Origin of the sequence: Lutibacter sp. A64, assembly GCF_022429565.1 — a bacterium.
Classification (GTDB): Bacteria; Bacteroidota; Bacteroidia; order Flavobacteriales; family Flavobacteriaceae; genus Lutibacter.
The window spans coordinates 3,512,566-3,538,422 of sequence record NZ_CP092487.1 but is presented as its reverse complement, the minus strand read 5'-3'; the positions used below and the strand labels follow the sequence as shown (position 1 = coordinate 3,538,422).

Genomic DNA, 25,857 nt, shown 5'->3' with positions numbered 1-25,857 from the left:
TTTATTATTTATTTAAGAAATAATTATTGTATTATTAAGAATCTAACACTCTTTTCAATAACCTTGTTATCTAACGTTTTAGCAACTATATAACACCTATAATTACCGTTTTTAGGTTCCGAATTTACCGGTTCAATACCATCCCACCCCCAATTAGCATCGTTTTGAAGAGCTGTTGCATCATCTGATGTAAACTCATAAGCTAGGTTCCCCCAACTATCATAAACATACATTGATATTTCTGTAATACCTCTAAACAATGGTCTGTACATATCATTTACTCCATCACCATTTGGTGAAAATACAGTTGGTAATATTACCGATGCACCTTTACCTACAATAATAGTTTTGGTTATAGATGTGGCACAGCCAGCACTGTTATAAAGTGTAAGGGTAACATCATAAATTCCGTCTGTTGTATATGTATGGAAAACAGTTTCTATATTTTCATCATTTTCATTTGGAACTAAATCATCTGGATAATAAAATGTTTTAAACGGCGTATTATCATCAAAATCCCATTCTACGTACGTATAAACATTAGGGTTATAAATTGTTGAATTTGCAAAATTTAAATTTGTAAACTCAATACTTGAATTAACTTCATAGTACCCAAAGTTTTCAAATTCAATAGAAGTAAATTCAAAATTAGGTTCCATTGTTTCTAAGGTAATATCTCTAGAAAGCGAACATCCATCTGAGTTAGTTACGGTTACAACTCCTGTAGTTACAAGTCCTGCACTAATTTGAAGCTCATAGAAATTATTTCCAAGGTCTTCTACTGTAACTGCAGCGCCATTATACGTAAATATAAGGTCTGAATCTTTAGAAGTTACTTCCATTAAAATTACGCCTGTTTCTCCACTACATAAATCTTGATCAAACACTAAATTTTCGATTGCAAATTCACTACCATTTTCAATAGTAAATGTAAATGGTTCTGTTTCACAACCTCCGCTATCTGTTACTGTAACTCTATACAAACCTGCTTCTAAATCGCAAATATTATAGTAGTTATTATTTTTAGGTGTTATTGATTTCCAAACCTGATTTTGAGGGTTTTTATATTCTAATAAGAAAGAGGTATAAATTCCTGTTCCTCCTACATAATCTAAATTAGCACAGCCTAAAGTAGCATCACAGCCTGTTATATCTGTAATACTTAACAATTCAACATATAAAGGTTCTAAAGATTCAATTGTAAAGGTTTCAGATTGTGCGTTACAACCTAAAGCATCTTTAACTGTAATAGTATAACTTCCAGGCTCAAGACCAGTAATAGTTGTTTGGTTTTGTTTAAATCCGTTTGGACCTTCCCAAGATACATTATAGAATGGTTGTCCGCTTGCATCAATATAAGGAACACCTCCAAAAATTTCAACGCTTATCTCTGCATCTGTACCAGTACAAGATATTTGAGTTACCGAGCTATTTATTGAAATAGGCGAAGAAACTTCTATTGTACCTGTTTTAATTGCTCCACAATTATCATATACCAACTCATAATCGTAAACACCTGTTTCAGTTGCTTGTCCACTTATGGTTACTATCATTCCTGTGGTAGTTGTAGTTTTTGTATAACTTACTCCATTTGGTAAGCCAGCAACAGTAATAATACTTGGATCTGGAATAGTTCCTGTAATAGTATAAACAATATCTTCTATTGAATTGTTAAACGAACATAAAGTTTGATTTTCTGAACCACTATTTGTAGCCAACACAGCATTTACAGCTGCATATAAATTTTCAATTTGAATTGGTAAAATTGCACTACAATTTGAATTTCCTATCGTTTGAATTTCAAAATTAAAGGTTCCTGTACTTAATGGTGCACCTGTTAATTCCCATAAACCTGTACTTGCATTAATTTCTGTTGCTGTTATATAACTTGGCAATAAACTTAAATCTATTGTTGTACCAATAGGACTAACAGTAAACTGAATTGGCTCTATAGATTGATTTTGACATACAGATTGTGTTATTACACCAGAACCTGCCACTAATGTAATTTCTGGAGTCTCTTCAATAGTTAATTTAAACGTTGTTGAAGTACTTCCACATAAGCTATTAACAGTTATTTCAAAAGTAGTTTCTGGTAATGCATTAGTTGGTGTACCAGAAATAATTAATTCACCATCTTTTACAATATAATTAATTCCTGTTGGTAAAGGAGTTGTAAATGTTACATCTGACTGTAATACACTTAAAGGTAATTTATACCTTAAAGTTTCTATAGGAGATCCTACACAAATAACTTGATTTATAGCACCGCTACTTAAATTTATATATGCATTATCTTCTACTACGATACTTCCTTCAATTACTTCACTACAGTTAGAATCTGATGAAATACTATAATTATAAGTTCCTACAAGTGTTGGTGTACCAGAAATAATAGCACTTCCAGTAGCTGGATCTGCATTAAATGAAACTCCAGGAGGTAAAACACCATTAAGTTGTAGTGTTAAACCAGCTGTACCTTGGTACTGAATAGTACTTGTTAAACTACTATTTACACAAACAACTTCATCTGTACTTCCATTTGTTAATGCTAGACTATCTGGAGCTGTAATAGCTATAACTCCTGTTGTAGAAGTACTTGAACATGTTCCTTGTGTTTCTATAGAATAAGTATAATCACCAACTGCTGCATTGTTTGTTCCAGAAATAGTTACAATACCACTGTCTATATTCCATATTATTCCAGAAGGTAGTCCTGTAACGTTTACACCTGTTGCACCACCACTCAATTCAAATAATATTGGGACAATGGATTCACTAGGACAAACCGCTTGGTTTACAATAGCTTCATTAAGTGCAGTTATTTTATTATTTTCATTAATATCAATAGAACCGCTAAATGTTGAATTACAAGAAGCAGAAAGTCCAGATGAAACAACTGTATAAGTATAGTTACCAGTTACTGTTGGCGTTCCAGAAATAGTTAATACATTCCCTGTAAATGAACTAGTAACTCCAGAAGGTAAACCTTCAACATAAGCATTTGTTGCATCTCCTTGAATATTAAAACTAATATTTGAAATAGTTTCGCCTTCACAAATTGTTTGGTAAATTTCAGCTCCAGCAACTGGGTATACACTTGAATCTGTAACTGAAACTACTGCTGAAGTAGGTTCTAAAAGTGTTGGAGGATTACAATTTGTACTTCCACTATCTTCAACATTAATCAATTGAATATCAAAACTACCCGCAATATCTGTTGAAACAGTTATTACAGCACTATCACTATTGCTAATAGTAGAAACTGTATTAGTTATTCCATTAATAGTATACGTAAATGTATAAGGAGCAATACCGTTTGCACCAGTAAATATAATACTAGGTGCTGTTTCATCTTTACAAATTTCAAATGTATTAAGACCTGTTATAGTTGCTGTAATTGCAGGTTTAAGAGTTACATTTATCTGAGCTGTACTTGAACAACCATCTGTTAATGTTCCAACAACATACAATGTTTGATTAGCGGTTGGACTATAAGTATAAACATCAGTTGTTGCTAATGAAATTGGTACTCCAGCTGAATTTAACTGATACCATTCGTAACTATCAGCTCCAGTTGCAGTAAGCGAAATTTCACTTCCTTCACAAACTTCAATAGTATCTAATCCGTTTTCAATAAGAACTACTGGTAAATTAGTATTTACAACTATTTCACCTGATATTGGTGTAGCACAACCTGTTGAAGCTTCTATGCTATATGAGAACGTACCACCTTCCGTTGGTATTCCTGATAAAATACCTGTTTCAGTATCAAAAGTAACTCCTTCTGGTAATGTACCATACAATACTAATGATGCAGCTGCTGCTGTTGATGGAACCGTGGTTATATTATAAGTAATCGCATCAATTGCTGTATCAATACATACTGTTTGATTTGGTGTTCCAGAAACTACACTTATTTCATTTTCTGTAATCGTAATTGTTCCAGTTTCAATTGCTTGGTTACAACTATTATCTGTAGAAAATGTTTCTACAGTGTATGTAAACACTCCGGTTTCAGTTGGTGTTCCTGAAATTATAACACTTGAACCACTAACAGTATAGCTTATTCCTGCTGGAGCATTTGGAGAGAATACAACTGTTGCACCTGTTGCACCACCTTCTAAATTATAAGTGATATTAGTTATTGGTGTATTATTACAAACTAATTGATTATCTGAATCTGGTATTTGTAAGTTTAATTTACCCGTTTCATTAATTGTTAATGTTCCAGGGAATGTGGCATCACAACCTATTAAAGACCCAGAAACTACAACTGTATAATCAAAAGTACCTGCTTCAGTTGGTGTTCCACTAATAGTTAAAATACCAGTAGTACTATCGTACTCACTAGTTACTCCATTAGGTAAATCATCGACATATGCATCTTGAGGTGAACCATTTATTTCAAAAATCACATCTACAATTGGCTCATTTTCACATACTTTCTGATTTACTTCAGTTAAATTTAATGGTTCAATACCAGCATCTAATATTTTAATAAATGCTTGATTTGGAGCTACAATATCTTCATTATAACAACCTTTATCATCAGAAACACTTAACAAAGTTACCGTAAATGAACCCGCTGTTGATGTTGGTAATTCTGGAACTAAATCAGCTTCATTTCCAGTTGATGTAACACTTCCTATTATTGGTGTGCTTAATAAATCTGAGCTTATTTCATAAGTAAATGTATAAGGTGCTGTTCCGTTGGCTCCAACAAATGTTATAGTTGGTGCTGTTGCATCTTTACATAGTTCAAAATCGTATGGCGTTTTAATTGTTCCAGTAATAGCTGGCGCAATAGTTACAGTTATTTCATCTGTATTTTCACATCCAAAAGAATCTGTTCCTGTTACTGTGTATGTAGTAGATATGGTAGGTGTAAATGGTACTCCATCTACTACTCCATTACTCCATACATAACTACTTGCCGTTCCTGATGCTGTAAGTGTTAGTTCTTCTCCTGCACAAACAGTAATATCTGCACCTGCATCTACAGTTGGTGCTTCTCTAACAGTAACTGTTACTGAATCTGATTGTACTTGATTACAAGCTGTACTAGAATCTTCAACACTAACTAATGTATAGGTATAAACACCAGCAGTAGCTGTAGGAACATTAATCTCTGCAGTATTACCTGTAGAAGCAATTGTTTGTGTTGCTCCTGTAGGATCGGTATACTCAAACATATAAGTATCTGTACTATTTGAACCTGTTAGCGTAATTGTTACAAGAGTATCCATACAAACCTCAGTATCTGACGTTGTAATGGTTGCACTAGGTAATGGATTTACTATTACTGTTGAAGTTGCAACTGCGCTTTCACAATTCGGTGCATTTACTTCTGTTATATATACGGTATAATTACCTGCAATATCTGTATCAAAAGTAGCTACATTTCCTGGAGGAGTTGCTCCTACTGGAACAGTCCAGGTATAATTATAATAATCACTTGTACTAGGAGTTGCAGTAATTGTTGCTAAATCTCCTTCACAAATTGTTGCACTATTAACTGTTACTTCTGGTAATGGATTTACAATTATTTCACCAGTATATGCTACTGCACAACCAATTGAAGAGTCTATACTATATGAGAAAGTTCCACTCTCAGTTGGTATTCCTGATAGTATTCCTGTTAAAGAATCAAAAGTAACTCCTTTTGGTAAGGTACCATTCAACACTAAAGCTGCTTGTGTTGCTGTTGATGGCTCAGTTGATATGCTATACGTAATAGTTTCAATAGCTGTTCCAAAGCAAACTGTTTGATCTGGTGTTCCTGAAACTACATTTATTTCACTTTCAGTACTCGTTATTGTTCCTGTTTCGGTTGTTTGATCACAACTATTATCTGAAGAAAATGTTTCTACAGTATAAGTGAATACTCCAGTTTCAGTTGGTGTTCCTGAAATTACTACTGTATTATTAGTAACACTATAAGAAATACCTGCTGGTGTACTTGGTGAAAATACAACTGTTGCACCTGTTGCTCCTCCTTCTATATCATACGTAATATTAGATATTGGTGTGTTATTACAAACCAATTGTGTATCTGAACCTGGTATTTGTAGGGATAATTTACCAGTTTCATTAATAGTTAATGTTCCAGGGAAGGTGGCATCACATCCAACTAATGAACCAGAAACTACAACTGTATAATTAAATATACCTGCTTCGTTTGGTGTTCCACTTATGGTTAAAATACCTGGACTTCCTAAAGTTGCTCCTGGTATATAATCACTTGTTACACCAGCTGGTAAATCATCTACATATGCATTTTGAGGAGAGCCATTTATTTCAAAAACTACATCTACAATTGGCTCATTTTCACATACTATTTGACTTACTTCAATTAAATTTAATGGATTAATACCTGCATCTAACACGTTTACAAATGCTTGATTTGGAGCTATTAAATTTCCATTATTACAGCTTCCAGCATCTTCCACATTTATTAAAGTTATTGTAAATGAATCTGCTGTTGATGTTGGTAATTCTGGCACTAAATTAGCTTCATTACCTATTGATGTTATAGTTCCTGTTACTGGAGTTCCTAATAAAGCCGAACTTATTTCATAAGTAAATGTATAAGGTGCTGTTCCGTTAGCTCCAACAAATGTTATAGTTGGTGGTGTTGCATCTTTACATATCTCAAAATCGTAAGGAGTTTTAATTGTTCCTGTAATAGCTGGTGCAATAGTTACAGTTATTTCATCTGTATTTTCACATCCAAAAGGATCTGTTCCGGTAACTGTATATGTAGTGGATAAGGCAGGTATAAATGGAACTCCATCTACTACTCCATTATTCCACACATAACTACTTGCTGTTCCTGTTGCGGTAAGTGTTAATTCTTCTCCTGCACAGACTGTTATATCTGCACCTGCATCTACGGTAGGTACATCTCTAACAGTTACAGTTACAGATTCTGATTGTGCTTGACTACAAGCTGTACTAGAATCTGCTACACTTATTAATGTGTAGGTATAAACACCAGCTACATCTGTTGGTACGTTAACCACAGCTGTATTACCTATAGAAACAATAGTTTGTGTTGCTCCTGTTGGATCTGTATATTCAAATTCATATGTATCAGTACTATTTGAACCTGTAAAGGTTATACTAACAGGAGTACCCATACAAACCTCATTCGCTGAAGTGGAAATTGCAGCATTTGGTAAAGGATTTACTGTTACCGTTGAAGTTGCAACTGCACTTTCACAATATGGAGCATTTGCTTCTGTAATAAATACAGTATAAGTTCCTGCAACATCAGTATTAAAAGTAGCTATATTTCCTGGAGAAGATGCCCCTGAAGGTACAGACCAATTATAATTGTAATTACCATTTATGTTAGGAATTGCTGTTATTGTTGCTAAATCTCCTTCACAAATTGTTGCACTGTTAACAGTTACTTCTGGTAATGGATTTGCCTGAACTACAACTTCTTCTATAGTAGTACATCCATTCGTATCTTCGGCTTTAATATAATAAGTACCTGATGCTACAGCGTGTGGCGTAGTTACAGCTATTGAAGCATCAATATTTGTCCAATAAGTATAGGTTAGACCACTATTTAAAGGTGAAATAGTAGTTTCTAAATCTACTGTATCATTTTCACAGATAGGATCTGGATTAACTATTGTTAAACTTGGAGGCGGTGCCACTTCTAAAGTATAACTAACTCCAGTTAACGATTGTGTGCAAGCTGTACTACTTCCATCAGTAACACTTATTAAATTGTAATTAAATGTTCCTGATATACTTGTATCAACTGTGATTGTTGTAGCTGGACCAACTGAAGTTACAGTTTTTACAGTTCCTCCATCTATATTATACTCAAATGTATATGGAGCAGTTCCTAAACTACCTGTAAATGTAAGTGTTGCTTGCTCATCAACACAAACTGGTGCTGTTGGCCCACTTATAGTTGCTGTAGGTAATGGATTAACAGTTAATGTTCCATATACAGTTTCACTAATACAGGTTGGTCTTTCAACACTTGTTATAGTTACGCTGTAATTATAAGTTCCAGCAGTAAGTGTAGTTGGTGTTGTAAAAGTTGCTACATTTCCTGGACTAGTACCTAAACTAGCTGTATCCCAACTATAAGTATAGGTATTTCCAAAAGTTCCTGCCAGATAAGTATCTCCACTATTTTTTGGAGAAACAGCAATAGTGGCAACATCTCCCTCACAGATAGTTAAACTATTTACTATAATTTCTGGCGTAGGAACTCCTATAACTTCAACAGGTTCAATACTTGAACATCCTGTTGTGTTATTAATTGCTTTAATATAATATATACCTGGTGTTGCTGCTTCAGGTGTATAATAAGGGTTTGTACCTGTTGCATCCGTCCAATAAGATAATGTGATATTTGTATCTGAACCAGCAGTAATCGCAGTATCTGTTAAATCAGCAGTAGCATTTTCACAAATTGGTAATGGATTGGTTATTATTAAAGTAGGTGCTGCAATAACATCTATTGTAGCAGTCAATGGTGCTGATGATAAGTCGGTTTCACAACCATTTGCATCTATAATTCTTTGTAATTCATAGCTATATGAACCAATTATACTTGATGAAGACGTTACTTGAACACTATTGTTATTTCCTACTGTTGTTATGGTGTTTAAAGTAGATCCATTTACAGTATATTCAAAAGTATATGGAGCAACACCATTTGCACCTGTAAAAGTTATTAAATTATCTGTACTATTTAAACAAGCATTTCCACCACCACCTATGGTTGCAATTGGAGATGGATAAACATTTACTACTATATTTTCTGTTGCCGTACAACCTTGCGGGGTTGTTGCAGGTAACTCTAATTGATAGGTTACTGCTATAGTATTACTTGTAGAGTTTGTTAATGTTTCTGTAATAGTTCCGGATCCAGTGTTAACACCAGATGAAGTAATTCCTGCAATATCTACTCGTGTCCAAATTACAGGACCAGTTGTAGCTGGAGTTGAATTTAGAACAGGTGTATATGTAAATACTTCTCCTGAACATATGTCCGAAGTTGGTAGTACTGTAAAATCAAGCGATGGTGATGGGTGTACAGTTACTGTTATTATTTCTGTATTTGTACATCCTATATCAGTTGTAATAGTGTATTCATAATCTACTAATACATCATTATTACTTGTATTTATAAGTGTTTCATTAATAGCTCCAGTACCATTATTAGCTGGATTTTGAATATTTGGATTTGCAGACCTTGTCCAACTAAAAGTGGTTCCCGTACTACTTGTTGGAGTATAATTAAATGTTGTATTTGAACAAACTTCATATGTTAATGAACTTGATAATACAGGTGGAGCAATTACAGTAATTGGTAATACAGAAGGTATTCCGTTTCCACAATCATTTTTACCTTCTACAGAAAGCGAACCATCCGTAGCTGACACATTATAATCAATAGTTATTGTATTAGAGTTTGTAGTAACAACACTGCCATTAGGTAATGTCCATACATATTCAAGAGCGTTAGTAATTGAAGCTACACTATACACATGCCCAGTTGAACCTGCACAAACTTCAGTAGGACCAGTAATTACACCTGCTTCAGCTGGTACTGGGTCAACATCAACTTCAATAATTTCAGTTGAAGTACAACCATTAGCTGTAGTACCTGGTAAGGTTATTATATATTCAACTGTAATTGTATTATTAGTTGAATTTGTAAGTGTTTCATTTATGGTTCCTGAACCACTACTAGATGAAGAACCATTAATACCTGTAACCCCATTTCTAACCCAACTAATAGCTCCAGTAGTTACTGGTACAGCTTTTGTTTGTGGTGTGAATGAAAAAGAAACTCCAGAACATACGCTTCCAGGAGCATCAGTTACAACTAAATCTAAACTTGGTAATGGGTTTACAATTACCGTAACTGTTTGTGTATTGCTACAACCATCTGTTGTTGTTAATGTTACTTCATAATCAACAGGTACTGGTACATCTGTTGTATTTATCAACACTTCATTAATAGTATTAAATCCAAAACCTGCAGCATTTGCAATATTAGGTTGAGCTATACGTTCCCATTCAAAAGTAGTAGTTGTGTTTGCACTAGTAGCTTCATAATGAAATAACTCACCAGAACATACAGCTGGCGGTGTTAAACTACTTGATAATGTTGGCTGTTGTACAACAGTAATTGTATATGGATTTGAGCTTATTCCTTTTCCACAGGCATTTACACCTTGTACAGTTAAACTACCTGTAGTTGCTGTTGCTGCAAAATTAATAGTAATAGTACTACTTGAAGTAGTAACTTCACTACCATCAGGTAAGGTCCATAAATAATCTACTGCATTCGTAATTTCTTGAGTAGTATATACCACACCTGTTTCTCCTGCGCACACCGTATTAGGACCAGAAATATCTTTTCCATCTCCCGGAATAGGTGCTACATCTACGCTTACAGTTGTATCTGTAGTACACGTTCCATCATCAATTGTAACATCATAAATAACCGTAACTACATTCTCTGTTAAATTGGTTAAACTAGTTTCATTAATATCTCCAGTACCAGTACTTGAACTTTCTGAAATGGTACCTGTAGCAGCTCTTTTCCAAGTAAAAGTTGCTGTAGGAATATTACTTGAAAGTGTATATGTAAAGGAATCTCCTGAACAAATTGAAACTGGTGCTGCAGCTGTTAATATTGGTGAAGGATTAACGGTAACTTGTACGTCTTGTGTTGAAGTATTTGTACAACCTTCCGATGTTTCTAAGGTATAAGTATAAGTTACAGTAATAGGCGAATTAGTTGTATTGGTTAACACCTCATTAATCGCATTTGAACCTAAACTTGTTGCCGGACTAATTCCTGGCACAAAATTTCGTACCCAATTATAATTTACTGCAGAACTACTTGCTGGAGTGTAATTAAACTGAATATCTGAACAAATTGCTGCACTTGTAGGTATATTTGAAAGTGTTGGTGGTGTAATAATATTAATATAATATGGATTAGATACTGCACCGTTACCACAAGCATTAATACCTTGTACTGTTAAATTTCCAGACATTGCTGAAGAACCAAAAGAAGTAACCAATGTGTTACCGGAAGTTGAATATGTAGAACCATCTGGTAAGGTCCATAAATAACTTGTTGCATTTGCAATTAAAGGTACCGTATACGTATTTCCTGCACTACCAGCACAAATATTATTATCACCAATAATTGTACCTGCTGCATCAGGTAATGGGTTTACATCTACACTAATAGTAGTATTACTTGTACAGCCATTTGCAATAATTTCAAGATTGTAAACAACAGTTACAACACCATTTGTTAAGTTTGTTAATTGTTGATTTATTGGTCCAGAACCTGTACCAGAGCCCGTTGCTATAAAATCACTAGAATTTACAACTGACCAATTAATGGTACTTGCTACTGGTTCACTTGTAGGATTGTATATAAAATAGTCTCCAGAACATATAGCTGCTGGTGTACCTGAATTTAATACTGGTGAAGGTTGTACAAGTACATCAAAACTTTCCGTATTAGTACAACCATCTATTGTTGTAATTGTATAGGTATATGTAACTGTAATAGGAGTACTAGTTGTATTTATTAAAGTTTCATTAATCGCTCCATTAATCGCTGTTACAGCACTATTAGAAATACCTGAAACCAAAGATCTTTCCCATTCAAATTGAATACCTTGTAAACTAGCTGGAGTATAACTAAATAATTCTCCCGAACAGACTTCAGCAGCACTAGGGGCATTTGAAAGTGTTGGTGGAACAATTACAGTAATATTAAATGCTGCTGAAACAACACCTGTTCCACAAGCATTTTCACCTTGAACTGTTAAAGTTCCTGAATTAGTTATCGGACCATAATTTAAGGTATTGGTAGCAGTAGTAATTACTGTTGTATTTGTTCCGTCACTATATGTCCAATTATATGAAGTTGCAGCTTCAATAGCTGTTACACTATAATTTCCATTAGCTCCTTCACAAACAATTCCATCTCCTGTAATTGCATCTGGAGTGCCGGGTATTGGTAATACATCAACGCTTACTGTTGTATTAGTTGTACATCCGTTTGAAATTATTTCTAAATCGTAAACAACAGTAATTATATTTGTTGTTGTATTAGTTAATGTTTCACTTATAGCTCCTGTTCCACTAGCTGGAATTTCAGTAATACCACTTGTATAATTTCTTGACCAATTAATAGTTCCTCCAGGTATACTTGAAGGATTATATGCATAAGTGTCTCCTGAACATATTTCAGTTGGTGCAGTTGCTAAATTATTTAATACTGGTAATGGGTTTACCACAACTTGTACATCTTCGGTATTGGTACAACCTTCTGCTGTTGTTAATGTATAAGTATATGTTACCGTTATAGGTGAACTTGTTGTATTTTCTAAAGCTCCTAAAATTGCTCCTGAACCATTAGCTGTATTAACAGTAATACCTGATGTAGGATTTACTGTCCAATCAAAACTAGTTGCAGTAGCACTAAGAGGTGTATAACCATATGCATCTCCAGAACAAATTTCATCTAAAACAGAAGGTAGATTTGAAAGTGTTGGTGGTGCTATTACTGTAATGTTAATTGCTGCTGAAACAACACCTGTTCCACAAGTATTTTCACCTTGAACTGTTAAAGTTCCTGAAGTAGTTATCGGACCAAAATTTAAGGTATTTGTTGTTGTAGTAATTACTGTTGTATTTGTTCCATCATTAAATGTCCAATTATAAGACGTTGCTCCATCAATAGCTGGTACGCTATAATTTCCATTAACTCCTTCACAAACAATAGTATCTCCAGTAATTGCACCTGGAGTTCCTGGTATTGGTAATACATCAACACTTACAGTTGTATTAGTTGTACATCCGTTTGAAATTATTTCTAGATCATAAACTACCGTGATTATATTAGTAGTTGTGTTGGTTAAAATCTCATGAATACCACTTGTGTTATTATTTGATCCTAATTCTGTTATTCCTGCAATTTTTGTTCTACTCCAAGTTACTGTGCCTATTGGATCACTAGTCGGATCAAAGTCAAATGAAGCTCCTGAACATATTTCAGTTGGCGCTGTAGCTAAATTATCTAATACTGGTAATGGGTTTACAACAACTTGTACATCTTCGGTATTGGTACAACCTTCTGCAGTTGTTAATGTATAAGCATATGTTACTGTTATAGGTGAACTTGTTGTATTTTCTAAAGCTCCTGAAATTGCTCCTGAACCATTAGCTGTATTAACAGTAATACCTGATGTAGGATTTACTACCCAATCAAAACTAGTTGCAGTAGCACTAAGAGGTGTATAACCATATGCATCTCCAGAACAAATTTCATCTAAAACAGAAGGTATATTTGAAAGTGTTGGTGGTGCTATTACTGTTATTGGTAAAGCACTTGAAGCACCATCACCACAAGTATTAGTTCCATAAACTTCAATATTACCTGAAACGGCACTTGCACTAAAATCTACAGTTATTGTATTAGTAGTAGCTCCAGAAACAATAGTTGCTCCTGCTGGAACTGTCCAAACATAAGATGTTGCATTTGGTATTGCAGGTACAGAGTATGTATATCCAGATGTTTCTGCACATACTGTTGTATCTGTACTTGAAATAACTCCTGCATCTGAAGGCGTAGGATTTACATCTACAGAAACGATAACTGTATCAGTACATCCATTTCCTGTTGCTGGCAACGTAATTTCATAATCTACAGTAATTAAGGCATCTGTAGTATTGGTTAAAGTTTCAGAAATTGGTGTATTATTATTGTTAGATCCTAGTTCTGCAATTCCAACAATAGTAGCTCTTGACCATAAAACTGTACCCGAAGTACTACTTGTAGGACTAAAATCAAATGTATCTCCTGAACATATTTCAGTAAGTGCAGGAGCATTGGTTAATTGTGGTGCTGGGTTAATTGCTACTGAAATAGTTTCAGTTGCTATACATCCTTCAGTTGAAGTTAATGTTACGGTATAAATTGCATTTTGAACTGAAGCAGTTGTATTTACCAATACATCAGTAATATCACCTGAATCAGATGCACTACCATCAATACCACTTTGAACTGGTCTATCCCAAGTAAATGTAACTCCTGGTGTGCTCACTAAAGGATGTGTAAAAGTATCCCCAGAACATATTGGTGTAGTAGTTGTATTCGTTAAAGTTGGTGGTGCAATAACAGTTACTGGAAGCACAGATGCTACTCCAGAACCACATGCATTATTTGCTTGTACAATAATATCTCCATCAACAGCAGTTAAAGTAAAGTTTACAGTTATTTCGTTGGTTGTTGCTCCAGAGACTAAACTAACACCTGCAGGAAGCGTCCAAGTATAACTTGTTGCATTAGGTATTACTCCTGCTGTATACGTTACTCCGGTTTCTCCTGCGCAAACTGTTGTTGCTCCAACTATTGTAGTAGCAACTGGTACAGGTTCTAGAGTAATTCCTAAAGTAGAAATTGATCCATTTCCACAAGAATTAGATGCATACACAGCTACATTTCCATTTATAGCACTAGCACCATAGTCAACCGTAATAATATTATCACTTTGACTTACAATAGTTGCGCCTGTTGGAACACTCCAATTATATGTTGTAACACTTGGATTTGCTGGTACTTGATACACAACACCTGTTGTTCCAGCACAAAGTGTAGTTGATGCACTTGATGTTATAGTACCCAAATCTGGCGCTTCGCAATTAATATTTAAAGTAACTACATCTGAAACAGTACTTGAACTACAAGCTCCAACACCATTGGCCGTTAATGTTAAATCTTCAGTTCCAGGACAATTATTTGCTAAAGACTGATAATTAGTAGGTGTACCTGCTGTAAAACTACCAATTCCTGAAGTAGACCAATTTTGAGAACTAGCATTAAGTACATTGGTATTATTTATTGTGAATAAAGAAATAGGTTGTCCAGAAATATAACAAACAGCTCCATTATCTCCTGCTTCAACAGTTGGTAATGGTTGAATTGTAATAATTAAATCTTGAATAATTGTTTCTGAAGAAGGACATCCATCATTTGGTGTTAAAACCGCCCTTGCTACTGTTGTCTGTACAGCTGTAATTGTTGAAGCTAATCCAGAAGTAAACGTAGGAGTTTCTGAATATTTATTAGATAAAGTTCCTGGTCCGCTATAAATACTCCATTCAATAGTTTTATAATTATTTGCACTACTATTTAACGTAATACTTGGTGTATCAACACAAATAGAAGCATCTGTTACAGTAATTGATGGTTTTTTAGCAATATCAATACGCATAAAACTATTATCAACACTACAAGTTCCTGCTCCAGAACCGGTTAAAATTAAATATACATAACCTTGATTCACGTCATCTACGCTTGGTGTATATGTTGGGTTGGTATCCGTAGTACTACTAAAAGTTCCACCTATATAACTAGGAACTGAAGTTCCATTACTATTTTGAGCACTTGTCCATACAACACCTCCAGCTGCATTATCAGCAGTAGCATCAAATAAGGCATACGATTCTCCTTCACAAAGAGTTGTATTGTTTCCTGCAAATACTCCAACTCCTGGTTCAATAGTTAACTTCATATAGTCTGAAGTAATTCCACAACTATTAGAAGCTTTTAAAGTAAGGTATACCTGACCTGCAGTTATATCGTCTACACTTGGTGTGTATGTTGGATTTATTGTATTTGCACTTAAAGGATTAAATGTACCCGTTGCTGGACTTGCTCCTGCAATATCATATGAAGCAGTCCATTGTATCGATGTATAGTATAATGCGTCTGCATCTGTAATATTAAAAGACGATCCTTCACAAATAGTCGCATCTGAACCAGCATTTACTGTAGGTAACGGAGTAATATCTAAAGTTACTGTATCTGTTGTTTCACCTACACAAGGCGATGGATTAGTTGCATGTAATGTAAATGTTACAATACCTGTTTCATTTATACCAGGTGTATATTGTGGTACTAAACTATTTACAGTACTTGGCAAAATTGTTCCAGTACCATCTGTAGTCCAATTATATGTTGTAGTATTTGGCGAAACACTAGCACCAAAATTTAATGCTATTGGGTTTGTATCTGAACATACTGAAACAAGAGTCCCTGCATCAATTATTGGAGCAGCATTTAAATTAATTTTTATAGTTTCTTCTGCTGTTCCAACACACGGTGTTGTAGGTTGCGCAATTAAAGTTAACAAAATAAATCCATTGTTAATTTCATCAACAGTTGGTGTTATTGAAGGTGTTTCTGTTGTTGCATTTACAGGAACAGATTTATTTGAAACCACTGTTGTATTTGACCAAGTATAATTAGTACTATTTGTAATAGTTACAACATCTGGTAAAGTAAATGTTTCAGCACAAAAAGTAAATTCATTTTGTGTTGTTGTAATTGTTGGTAGTTGTGTTACATTAATAACTACTTCATCAGTAATAGGTCCAGTTGCACAAGCAACATTTGGAGTTGCAGACATTGTAAGAGTTACTGTTCCTGTATCTCCACTACCCAAAGTATAGGTTGGATTTATTGCAGATGAACTATAATCAAAAGTTCCTGTACCTCCAGACCAAGTTACAGCGCTATAATTAGTAGCTGTTGCTCCACTTAATGTTACTGTTCCTCCTTCACATGCTGATATATCTGCTCCAGCATTAACTGTTGGGTTTGCATATAAAGTAATTGTAGTACTATCATTTATATTTCCACAACTACCTGCACCAGTAGCTTCTAAGTAAACATTAATTGTTGTTACTCCTGTAGGGTTCGTATAATCTGCCGCAGCTGGAATGTATTTTGGTTGTAAAGGATCCGTGGTTGCTTGAATTGTTCCTGCTCCTGTATGTGTCCATGTATACGTTACTCCATTACTCGCAATTCCATTTAATGGAATTTCTGTAATACCTTCACAAGCTTCAATTGGTAAACCTGCATCAACAACTGGCAACGGATTAATTGTAATAGATACTGTATCAGAAACTGGAGCTGGACAGCTTGCTGGACCAGAAGCTTCTAAAGTTACAGTTACTATTCCTGAAGCTCCAACATTAGGAACTATTTCTGGAGTAAGTGTTGTTTCTGTTCCTGCTGTAATTGTTGCAGGGCCTGTAATAGACCAGTTAAACACACCATTTCCATTTAAAATGGAAGCATCTGAAATTATATAAGTTTCATCCTCACAAATTGCAGTTCCTGTTCCTGCTTCAACTTGAACAGAAGGAGCAATAGTTAAATCTAAATCTTCTGAAACATCTGTACAAGATCCATCTAAAGCAATTGCTGTTAATGTTAATGTAACCGTACCTGTTTGTGTAGGATCTGGAGTGTAAGTTGTAGCTGCTGCATTTAATGGTGAAAAAGTTCCTAAACCATTAGACGATGTCCAAAGTAATGAAGCATAATTTGAAGCTATTGCTTCTGCCGCAGTAATTGTTAAGCTTTCACCCTGACAAATAGTGCTTGTTGAAGGTATACTTACTTCTGGACTTGGAATAATAGTAATAGTTTTTGTAGAAATTACATCATTAGCAGTTCCACAAGTTGTATTTGCATATGCCGTTAATGTTAGTGTTACATTTCCTGTTTGACCTACTGCAGGAATAAATTCTGGTGTTAAAGTTGTTTCTGTACCAGCTGTAATAGTTCCACCACCAGATACTGTCCATAAAATTGAACTTGCATTGGTTGCTGTTGCTTCACTAGCTAATAAGGTATAAGAAGCTCCTTCACAAATTGTAACGGATCCTCCTGCATTTGCAGTTGGTTTTTTCAAAATAGTTACAACTACAGCATCCACTACTTCAACACAATTGGTATCACTAACTGCATGTAATGTAAGCGTAACTGTACCATTATTTAAATCTAAAGTACTTGGTGTATAACTTGTATTTTCAGTGGTTGAAAAGGTTGCTCCTGTTGAACTAGTTGTCCAATATACACTTGAAGCATTTGTTGCAGACCCATTTAAAATAATATCTTCACCTTCACAAATAGACATATCTGCCCCTGCATCTACAATTTGTTCTGGCGCTAAGTTTAAAGTAATATCATCAAAAACAGGAGTTGCACAAGGTGTTTTCGGATTTGCTGTAAGTCTTAATACTATTGGTAAACCTGATGCTATTTCTGTTGCACTTGGTGTATATGTTGGATTTAAAATACCATTATTACTAAATGTACCAGGAGTACCACTTGTTGAAGTCCATAATAACGAATCATAATCTTGCCCTGTAACTCCAGTAATTACAAAAGGTTCCGAAGCACAACTAGTTCTGTTTTCTAATCCAACATCAACAGTAGGATTTGCAATTATATTTACAGTTGTAGTTGCAGTTGCTGGAGTACAAGTTGTAGCTCCCGATGCTGTAAGTTGTATGGTAAACGAACCATTTAAAATATCATTAGCTCCTGGTATATATTCTGCTAACGTTAAATCGTTTGCATTAGAAAATGTTCCATCTGAAGCTCCAATTGGTTCCCATAAATAAGAGCTAGCATTTGCAGTAGTTGCAATTGAATTTACAGCAAAACTTGTTCCTTCACATATTTCTGAAGTAGGATTGGTAATTGTAACTTCAGGAGCATCTATAATTGTAATTACAATTTCATCATAATCTTCTAAAGCACAAGTTGCATCGCTAGTTGCTGTTAAACGTAAAGTTACTGTACCATTGGTTTTATCTGCACTCGAAAAAGTATAGTTTGAAATTGGGTTGTTTGGATTACTAAATGTAGCACTACTAGATGAACTTGTCCATTGGTATGTTGTATTTGCAGTTGTATTAGTAACTGTTACAGCATTTAAATCTATTGAAGTTTCTGAACTACAAACCGTTACAGCATTAGTTGCTAAAGTAACCTCTGGTGTTTGTACTTTATTAATGGTAAATTCTTTAGACACTATATTTGCACAAGGTGAATTACCTGCTACTGATACTCTTATTACTACAGTATCACTATCTGAAGCTGGAATATATTCTGGTGTAGCTATATTATTTACTGAAATGCTACCTGTACCACTAATTATTTGCCAGTTATAAGTACTTGCATCTTCATTGGTAAAAATAGCTTCTAATTGTTTATTTGTTCCTTCACAAAAAGTATAATTTGTTTGGGTTGCATCAATTGTTGCATTTTTTGAAATGTTAACACGAATAGTTTTAGTTAAAATATTTCCAGCACAATTTCCTATTGGAGTTACTGTAATTGTTAAATCTGAATAACCATTATTAATATCCGTAATGCTTGGCGTAAAAACTGGTTCTAAATCCAAGGGATTTCCTTGAGCTATAGTTCCTGGTGATGTTGCAGACCAAACTACCGAAGCAACATTACTAAAATCTGTAATAGTTACCTGTCCAGGTTGTACTTGATAGGTAGCATCTTCACAAATATCTACACTAGCAGGACTCACCTTAAGTGTAGGATTTTTTACTATTGTATGTGTTACATTAGCAATAGCAGTTGCAGCACATGGTGAAGTAGCCGTTCCAGTTAAAGTTAAATTTACTTGTCCGTTATCTATTTCTGTAGGTCCTGGTTGGTAAGTTGTAACTACAGCATTAGCTGATGTTATAAAAATACCATCACCTCCATTATTTGTCCATACTAAATTACCACCTGCAATATCTACAAAAGAAACAGTAGCATTTGAAGTAGTAATAGTTTCTCCTTCACAAATATTTTGAGGAGTTCCAGCATTAACAACCGGATTTCTTTCAATAGGAATTGTTACTATCTCAGTTACTGGTGTTGTTCCACAAGTTCCAGTAGGCTCAGCTTCAATAGTTAGTGCAATATATCCTAATGCAATATCCGTAGCACTTGGTGTTACGGTTGGATTTAAAGTTGTTTCATTGTTAATAATAGTTCCTGTTGTAGAAGTGTAGATAAAACTTAATGTATCAGTTATACTAGTTCCTAAAACTTGCACATTCGTTGCGTCTTCACAAATAGGAGCTTGATTCGCTACAGTAATTTCAGGTAACTTAGCTATACTAACAGTAATAGTTTCTGAATAAGGAGCTGCACAAGGACTTACAGGATTCGCAGTTAATGTTAAATCTACAGAACCTGCAGAAATATCAGCAGTAGAAGGTATGTATGTAGGATTTATAATATTTGTTATTCCTCCAGCAAAAGTACCTGTACCTGATGTAGTCCAAACCAAACCGCTATAAGTTCCTGCGGTTGCTGTAGCTGTTATAATTTGAAAAGGAGTTTCACATTGCGATAAATTACCACCTGCATTTGCAATAGGCTCTGGGATAAACGTTAAGGTAATATCCTCACTTTGTGGCGCTAAACATGGTGCTTTAGGAGTTACTGTTAACGTTAATGTTACATTTCCTGAAGCAATATCAGCAGCTGTTGGTGTGTAAATAGGATTTAAAGGGTCTCCAGAAGTGGTAAAACTTCCTGTTCCTGTTGAAGTCCAATCTCCTAATGTTACTGGTTCGTAATTATTAGCAATACTTGTTCCTGCAATTGCAAATGATGTTTCGCTTGCACAAACAGTTGCTGTGCCTGCTGTTGTAATTATAGGTAACGGTTCTAAATTTAAAACAATAGCATCTGTAATAGTTTCAAAACAAGGGGCTAAACCTGTAGCTGTTAAGGTAAGCGTTACTGAACCCAACCCAATATCTGCAATAGACGGTGTATATTGTGCGTTTGATACATCATTTTGAGTACCTCCCCAAGTTCCAGTACCTGTTGATGTCCAGGTTACATTAGAATAATGATTAGCACTAGCTGAAAGTGTGGTGTATGAAGTTCCTTCACAAATAGTAGCTGTTGCAGGACCAGCATCAACAATAGGATCTTCAACAAAATTTAAAATTACAGTATTAGTTGTACTAGAGTTACAATTTAAAGGATCTCTAGCTGCTTCTAATGTCAATACTACAGAACCAGAAGTAATATCTGTTACTGATGGATTATAAAAAATAGCTGTTGTAGTATTTAAAGGGTTTGGTGAAGGTGTAAAAGTTCCAGAACCCGAAGTTGTCCATTCTAAAGTATCGTAATCTAAAGCTGTTACGCCTGTAATTTCGAAAGGAGCCGTATCTGTACAAACATCTATGCTTGAATTTATTACATTAACTGTTGGTATTTTGTTAATGGTTAAAGTCATTTGATCTACAGCATCATTAAAGCAAGGAGCATTCGTATTACTAGCTGTTAATGTTAATATTACGCTACCATTATTATTATCGGTAGCCCCTGGATTATATGTTGGTGTCAATGTATTACCTCCAGTGAAAGAACCATCACCAGAACTTGTCCATAAAAGCCCTGTTGAACCACTCGAACCTGCGTAATCTGTAGCAGAAGCTGTGGTAATAGAAAATGAATCTCCTTCACAAATTTGACCTGGGGCACCGGCATCAGCTGTAGGGTTGGGAACTATCTTTAATTGCGTAGTAACAAAACTAGGTGTTGCACATTCTGAAGAAGAATCAGGTTCTGCTGTTAAAGTAAATGTAATAAGACCAGTTTCTGACCCAGTTGATGTATAAGTAGGGTTAAGAGTATTAATACCTACAAAAGTTCCACTTCCCGAACTTCTTGACCATTCATAATCTGAAGTATGGTTAACATTACCAGATAATGTTATGGATTCTCCTTGACAAATTTCATATGGACCTCCAACAGATACAGTTGGATTTCTTTCTAAGGTAATAGTAACATCATCCGTTATAGATCCACAACTAGTTTGAGATCCTGATAATGTAAAAGTAACAGAACCTGTTACAATATCACTAGGGCTAAAAGTATAAATAGGATATTTACTAGTATCATTATCAAAAGAACCTGAACCTGAACTTGTCCACAATTGTGAAATTGCATTATTAACAGTACCATTTAATTGATATGTTGGCTGACTTTCACAAATAGTGTCATCTCCGCCAGCATTTACCGTAGGTTCTTCATTTATGGTATAAATAAATATTTCCTTAGCAACTGTGCCACAAGAGCTTGTAGGCTGTACCGTAACAGTAAAGGTAATATTTGTATTTAAATCAGCAGTACTTGGTGTAAAAATTGGTGTTGCTGAATTTTCTGTTCCATTAAACGAACCTGTACCACTACTAGTCCAAAGAATAGTACCTGGATTTTGAATAGTTGCACTTAAATTTAATGGAGTTATAGGACTTGCACAAACTATGGCATCTGCAATAGGATCAATTACAGGATTTTTTTCAATTGTTAAAATTGTTTCACTTGTTTCAAATGAACAAGGAGAGTTACCATAGGCTGTTAGTGTTAATGTAACTGTTCCATTTATTTTATCATTAACTCCCGGTATATAAGTAGGTGTTTCACTGTTTATATTTGTAAAATGCCCATCTCCATTATGTGTCCAAGCAAAAGATGCAGCATTGGTAATAGTAACATTTGCTATATCAGGTGTAAAATTTCCATCTTCACAAATAGTTGTTGCAGCAATTGTGCTTACTATTGGTGGTTCTATAATAGTTACATCTACTGTTACTGGGGCACTTTGCGCACAAGAACCACCTGAAGTTGTAACTAATGTAAATGTTATTGGGTTTAAAGTAGCTGCATTTAAAACATCGGCAGTACTAGGTGTATATGTTGCTGTAGTTCCTGTACCGTTAGGTACTAATGTCCCAGAAATTCCAGATGGTTTACTCCAAATATAACCCGTAGCAAATTGAGATCCTACAGCACTTAATGTTATAGGTGTAGTGTTACATACAGCACCTCCACCACTTACCACTGCAGTTGGTTGTCTATCAATGTTAACTAAAATATCTTGATATGTAGTTGTACCACAATTATCGGTTACGTTTAAGCGTACTGTAGCAAAACCATTGTTTATACCTGTTGCAGAAGGTGTAAACTCTACTCCTGTAGCTAATTGATTGTATAAATCTCCTGCATTTGCAGGAAGCACTTCCCAATTATAAGTTGCATAAGGGTTTGTTATACTTGCTCCAATAAAATGATTTGTTGCTGTTTCACAAATTGTAATATTTGGGCTACCTGTTATATTAATTATTGGAGTTGGATCTACAGTAATAGTAACACTGTTAGTTTCTGTACAACTACCAGAACCCGAAGTTTCTACCAATGTATAAGTAGTAGTTACCGAAGGTGTTACATTAGGATTTGAAACAGATGAACTAAATCCTGCTGGACTACTAGTCCAATTATATGCAGATCCTGCTACAGGTGCTGCACCAATACTTATAGCATCACCTTCACAAATTGTAGCATCAGCGGCAACAGTTGCTGTTGGGTTGGGTAATAAGGTAATGGTAAAATCTTCTGAAACGGTACAACCACTTGTGTTTGTAATAGTTAATGTATAGTCTTCAGTTTGAGTAACTGTAATGTTTAATTCTGAAGTAGAATCACTCAACCCTGCACTTGAAGTCCATTCATAATCAAGATTAGAAGGTGTAGTTCCTATAGGGTATCCAAATGTTAAGTTTTCACCATAACAATGGTTTTCATCTACAATATTTAAAATAGAAGGTAAAGGATTTACTGTAATTGTACTAATAGGAGAATAAGCAGGAGCACAAACACCATTTTGTACAACTGCTCTATAATATGTTGTTTGCGTTAACCCTGTATAATTTAATAAATTTGTTGTATTAGCTATAGTAGACCAATTAACAGTATCTGTTGAAGATTCCCAACGGATAATATTTCCTATTTGACCACTTAGGGTAATTGTACCAAGTGATACATCATTCTGACAAACATTAAAATTAGTAGGTGCAATTATACCTCCATCACTTGCTTCATCTACTTGAATATAAGCTGGGTTTGAATAATCTATTGAACCACCACTAGATAACACAGCTCTATAATATGAAGAAGTAGTATTATTTGTACTTGTATAAGTTGTAGATGTACTTGCAATATTTGTATTACCACTTGAGAAATCAGCCACGGGAGAAGATTCCCAATTTTGAACGGTTCCTGTATGCCCAGTTAATACTAGCGAAGCACTTGAATTATAACAAACAGTAGTTCCACCAGTTACTGAACCTCCAATTGCATTAGGATATACATTAACAGTTACAGGCGTACGTGCACTTTCGCAACCACTTAAACTTTGAGAAACATAGTATGTACCTGTTGTTAAACCTGTTAATACAGGTAATGCAGAACCTCCTGAAGGAGTATTATACCAATTTACTGTGGCTCCTGCCGTAGGAGTACTCGTTACCAAATCACTAATAGTATAACCAGTACCTGTAAAATCTTGCGCACTCGCTGTTAAAGGGGTCGGTGTTGCAGGTTGTGCATTAATAGTAACATTTGTACTATTAGAAATACAACCATTAGCATCTGTTACTGTATAAGTATATGAACCTGTAGGGATATTAACATCAGTGTTAATATTACTTATAATAACTCCTCCTGGGTTTCTAGTAATTGTATAATTTCCAGAGGGTAAACTATTAAATATAACACTTCCAAACGGTGTTGAACAAGTAGGCTGTGTTATAGTTTGTACAGCAGGTGCAGCAATTGTTGGTTGGTTATTAATTGTAGCAGTACTTGAAATAGGAGAAGTACAACCATCGCTATTAGTTACTGAAAAGGTATACGTATCTGGCGCTAAATTAGGTACTGTATAACTAACACCACTACTTGAATATGTATATGTAGGAGTTGTAACTCCAGTAATATTTAAAATCCAATTACCCGTAGCAGGTAAACCAGTAAGTGGTATGCTACCTGTAGCTACCGTACATGTTGTTTGCGTTGGCACACCTACAACAGGCGCAGTAGGTACTGGTGGCGCAGCGTCTATTGTTATATTTGGTAAACTTATGGTACATCCACTACCATTACTTACTGTAAAATTATAGTTTCCTGGTGCAAGCCCCGTATAAGGATAAGTAGAATCACTTCCATTTACACCTGTTCCTCCATAACTTATTGTCCAATTACCACTAGTGGTAGGTAAGCCCGAAAATTGAACCGTTCCTGTAGGTGTTGTACAATCAGGATGAATTCTTGCTGTTGTTGGTGTATTTGGTAATGCATTTACTGTAATTGTAACTGCATCTGTATTTTCACAACCGTTAGCATCTTTAATAGTAGCTGTATAAGTAGTAGTAGCAGTAGCAAAAAATTCAACACCTTCTGTTATACCATTATCCCAAGTCACAGTACCCGCACTTGAAGTTGTAGTTAAAGTAACCGGATCTAGCTCACATACGGTTGTATTAGCCGGCGGATTAATACTAATTGTAGGGTTTGAGATTGTTATTGTTGCTAAAACACCCGCAGTACTATTATCAAAACTATCTGTAACTTCACAATAATAATCTCCTGCATCTGTAGGCGTAGCACCTGTTATAGTAAGTGTAGTTGAATTGCTCCCCGATATATTCCCAACATCACTAAGCGCTGCTCCTGAAGAATTGACACCTCTATACCATTGGTATAATAAAGGTCCGTTTGTTGTTGTGGCATTAACTGTAAGTGTTATACCTTCTCCCGCACAAACCGTTTGATTTGCTAATGGCTGCACAGTAATTACAGGTGTTAAAACCGTTTTTACTCCATCAATTGGTGAAAAAACATCGTTAAAACCATCAAAAATAGCTTTATGTTTTGTTGCAGATTTACCACCTAAAACAGGCCCTAATTCATTATTTGAAGTTGAAACATTATTACTATAAACACTTGCATAAGAAGACAATACAAGAAACGAGAATGCGAATAAAAAGACACGGCTTTTTATTGACTTAATGAGGGGTTTGGTCAACATAGTTTTATTTTAATACCAATCTTAAATTAATAAGAAAGGGGGTGTATTAATAAAACAAATATATTAAAAAAAGTTAAAG

1 protein-coding gene is annotated in these 25,857 nt (G+C 34.9%); it reads right to left on the bottom strand.

The features are described from left to right. Window positions 1-23: 23 nt before the first annotated feature. Complete coding sequence (locus tag MKD41_RS14330; protein WP_240243030.1) at window positions 24-25,778, bottom strand: PKD-like domain-containing protein; 25,755 nt, start codon at window positions 25,776-25,778, stop codon at window positions 24-26. Between the last annotated feature and the right edge of the window lie 79 nt (window positions 25,779-25,857).

Coding starts and splice junctions, on each gene's coding strand:
- MKD41_RS14330 (WP_240243030.1), bottom strand. CDS start 25,778: ATGTTGACCAAACCCCTCATTAAGTCAATAAAAAGCCGTGTCTTTTTA.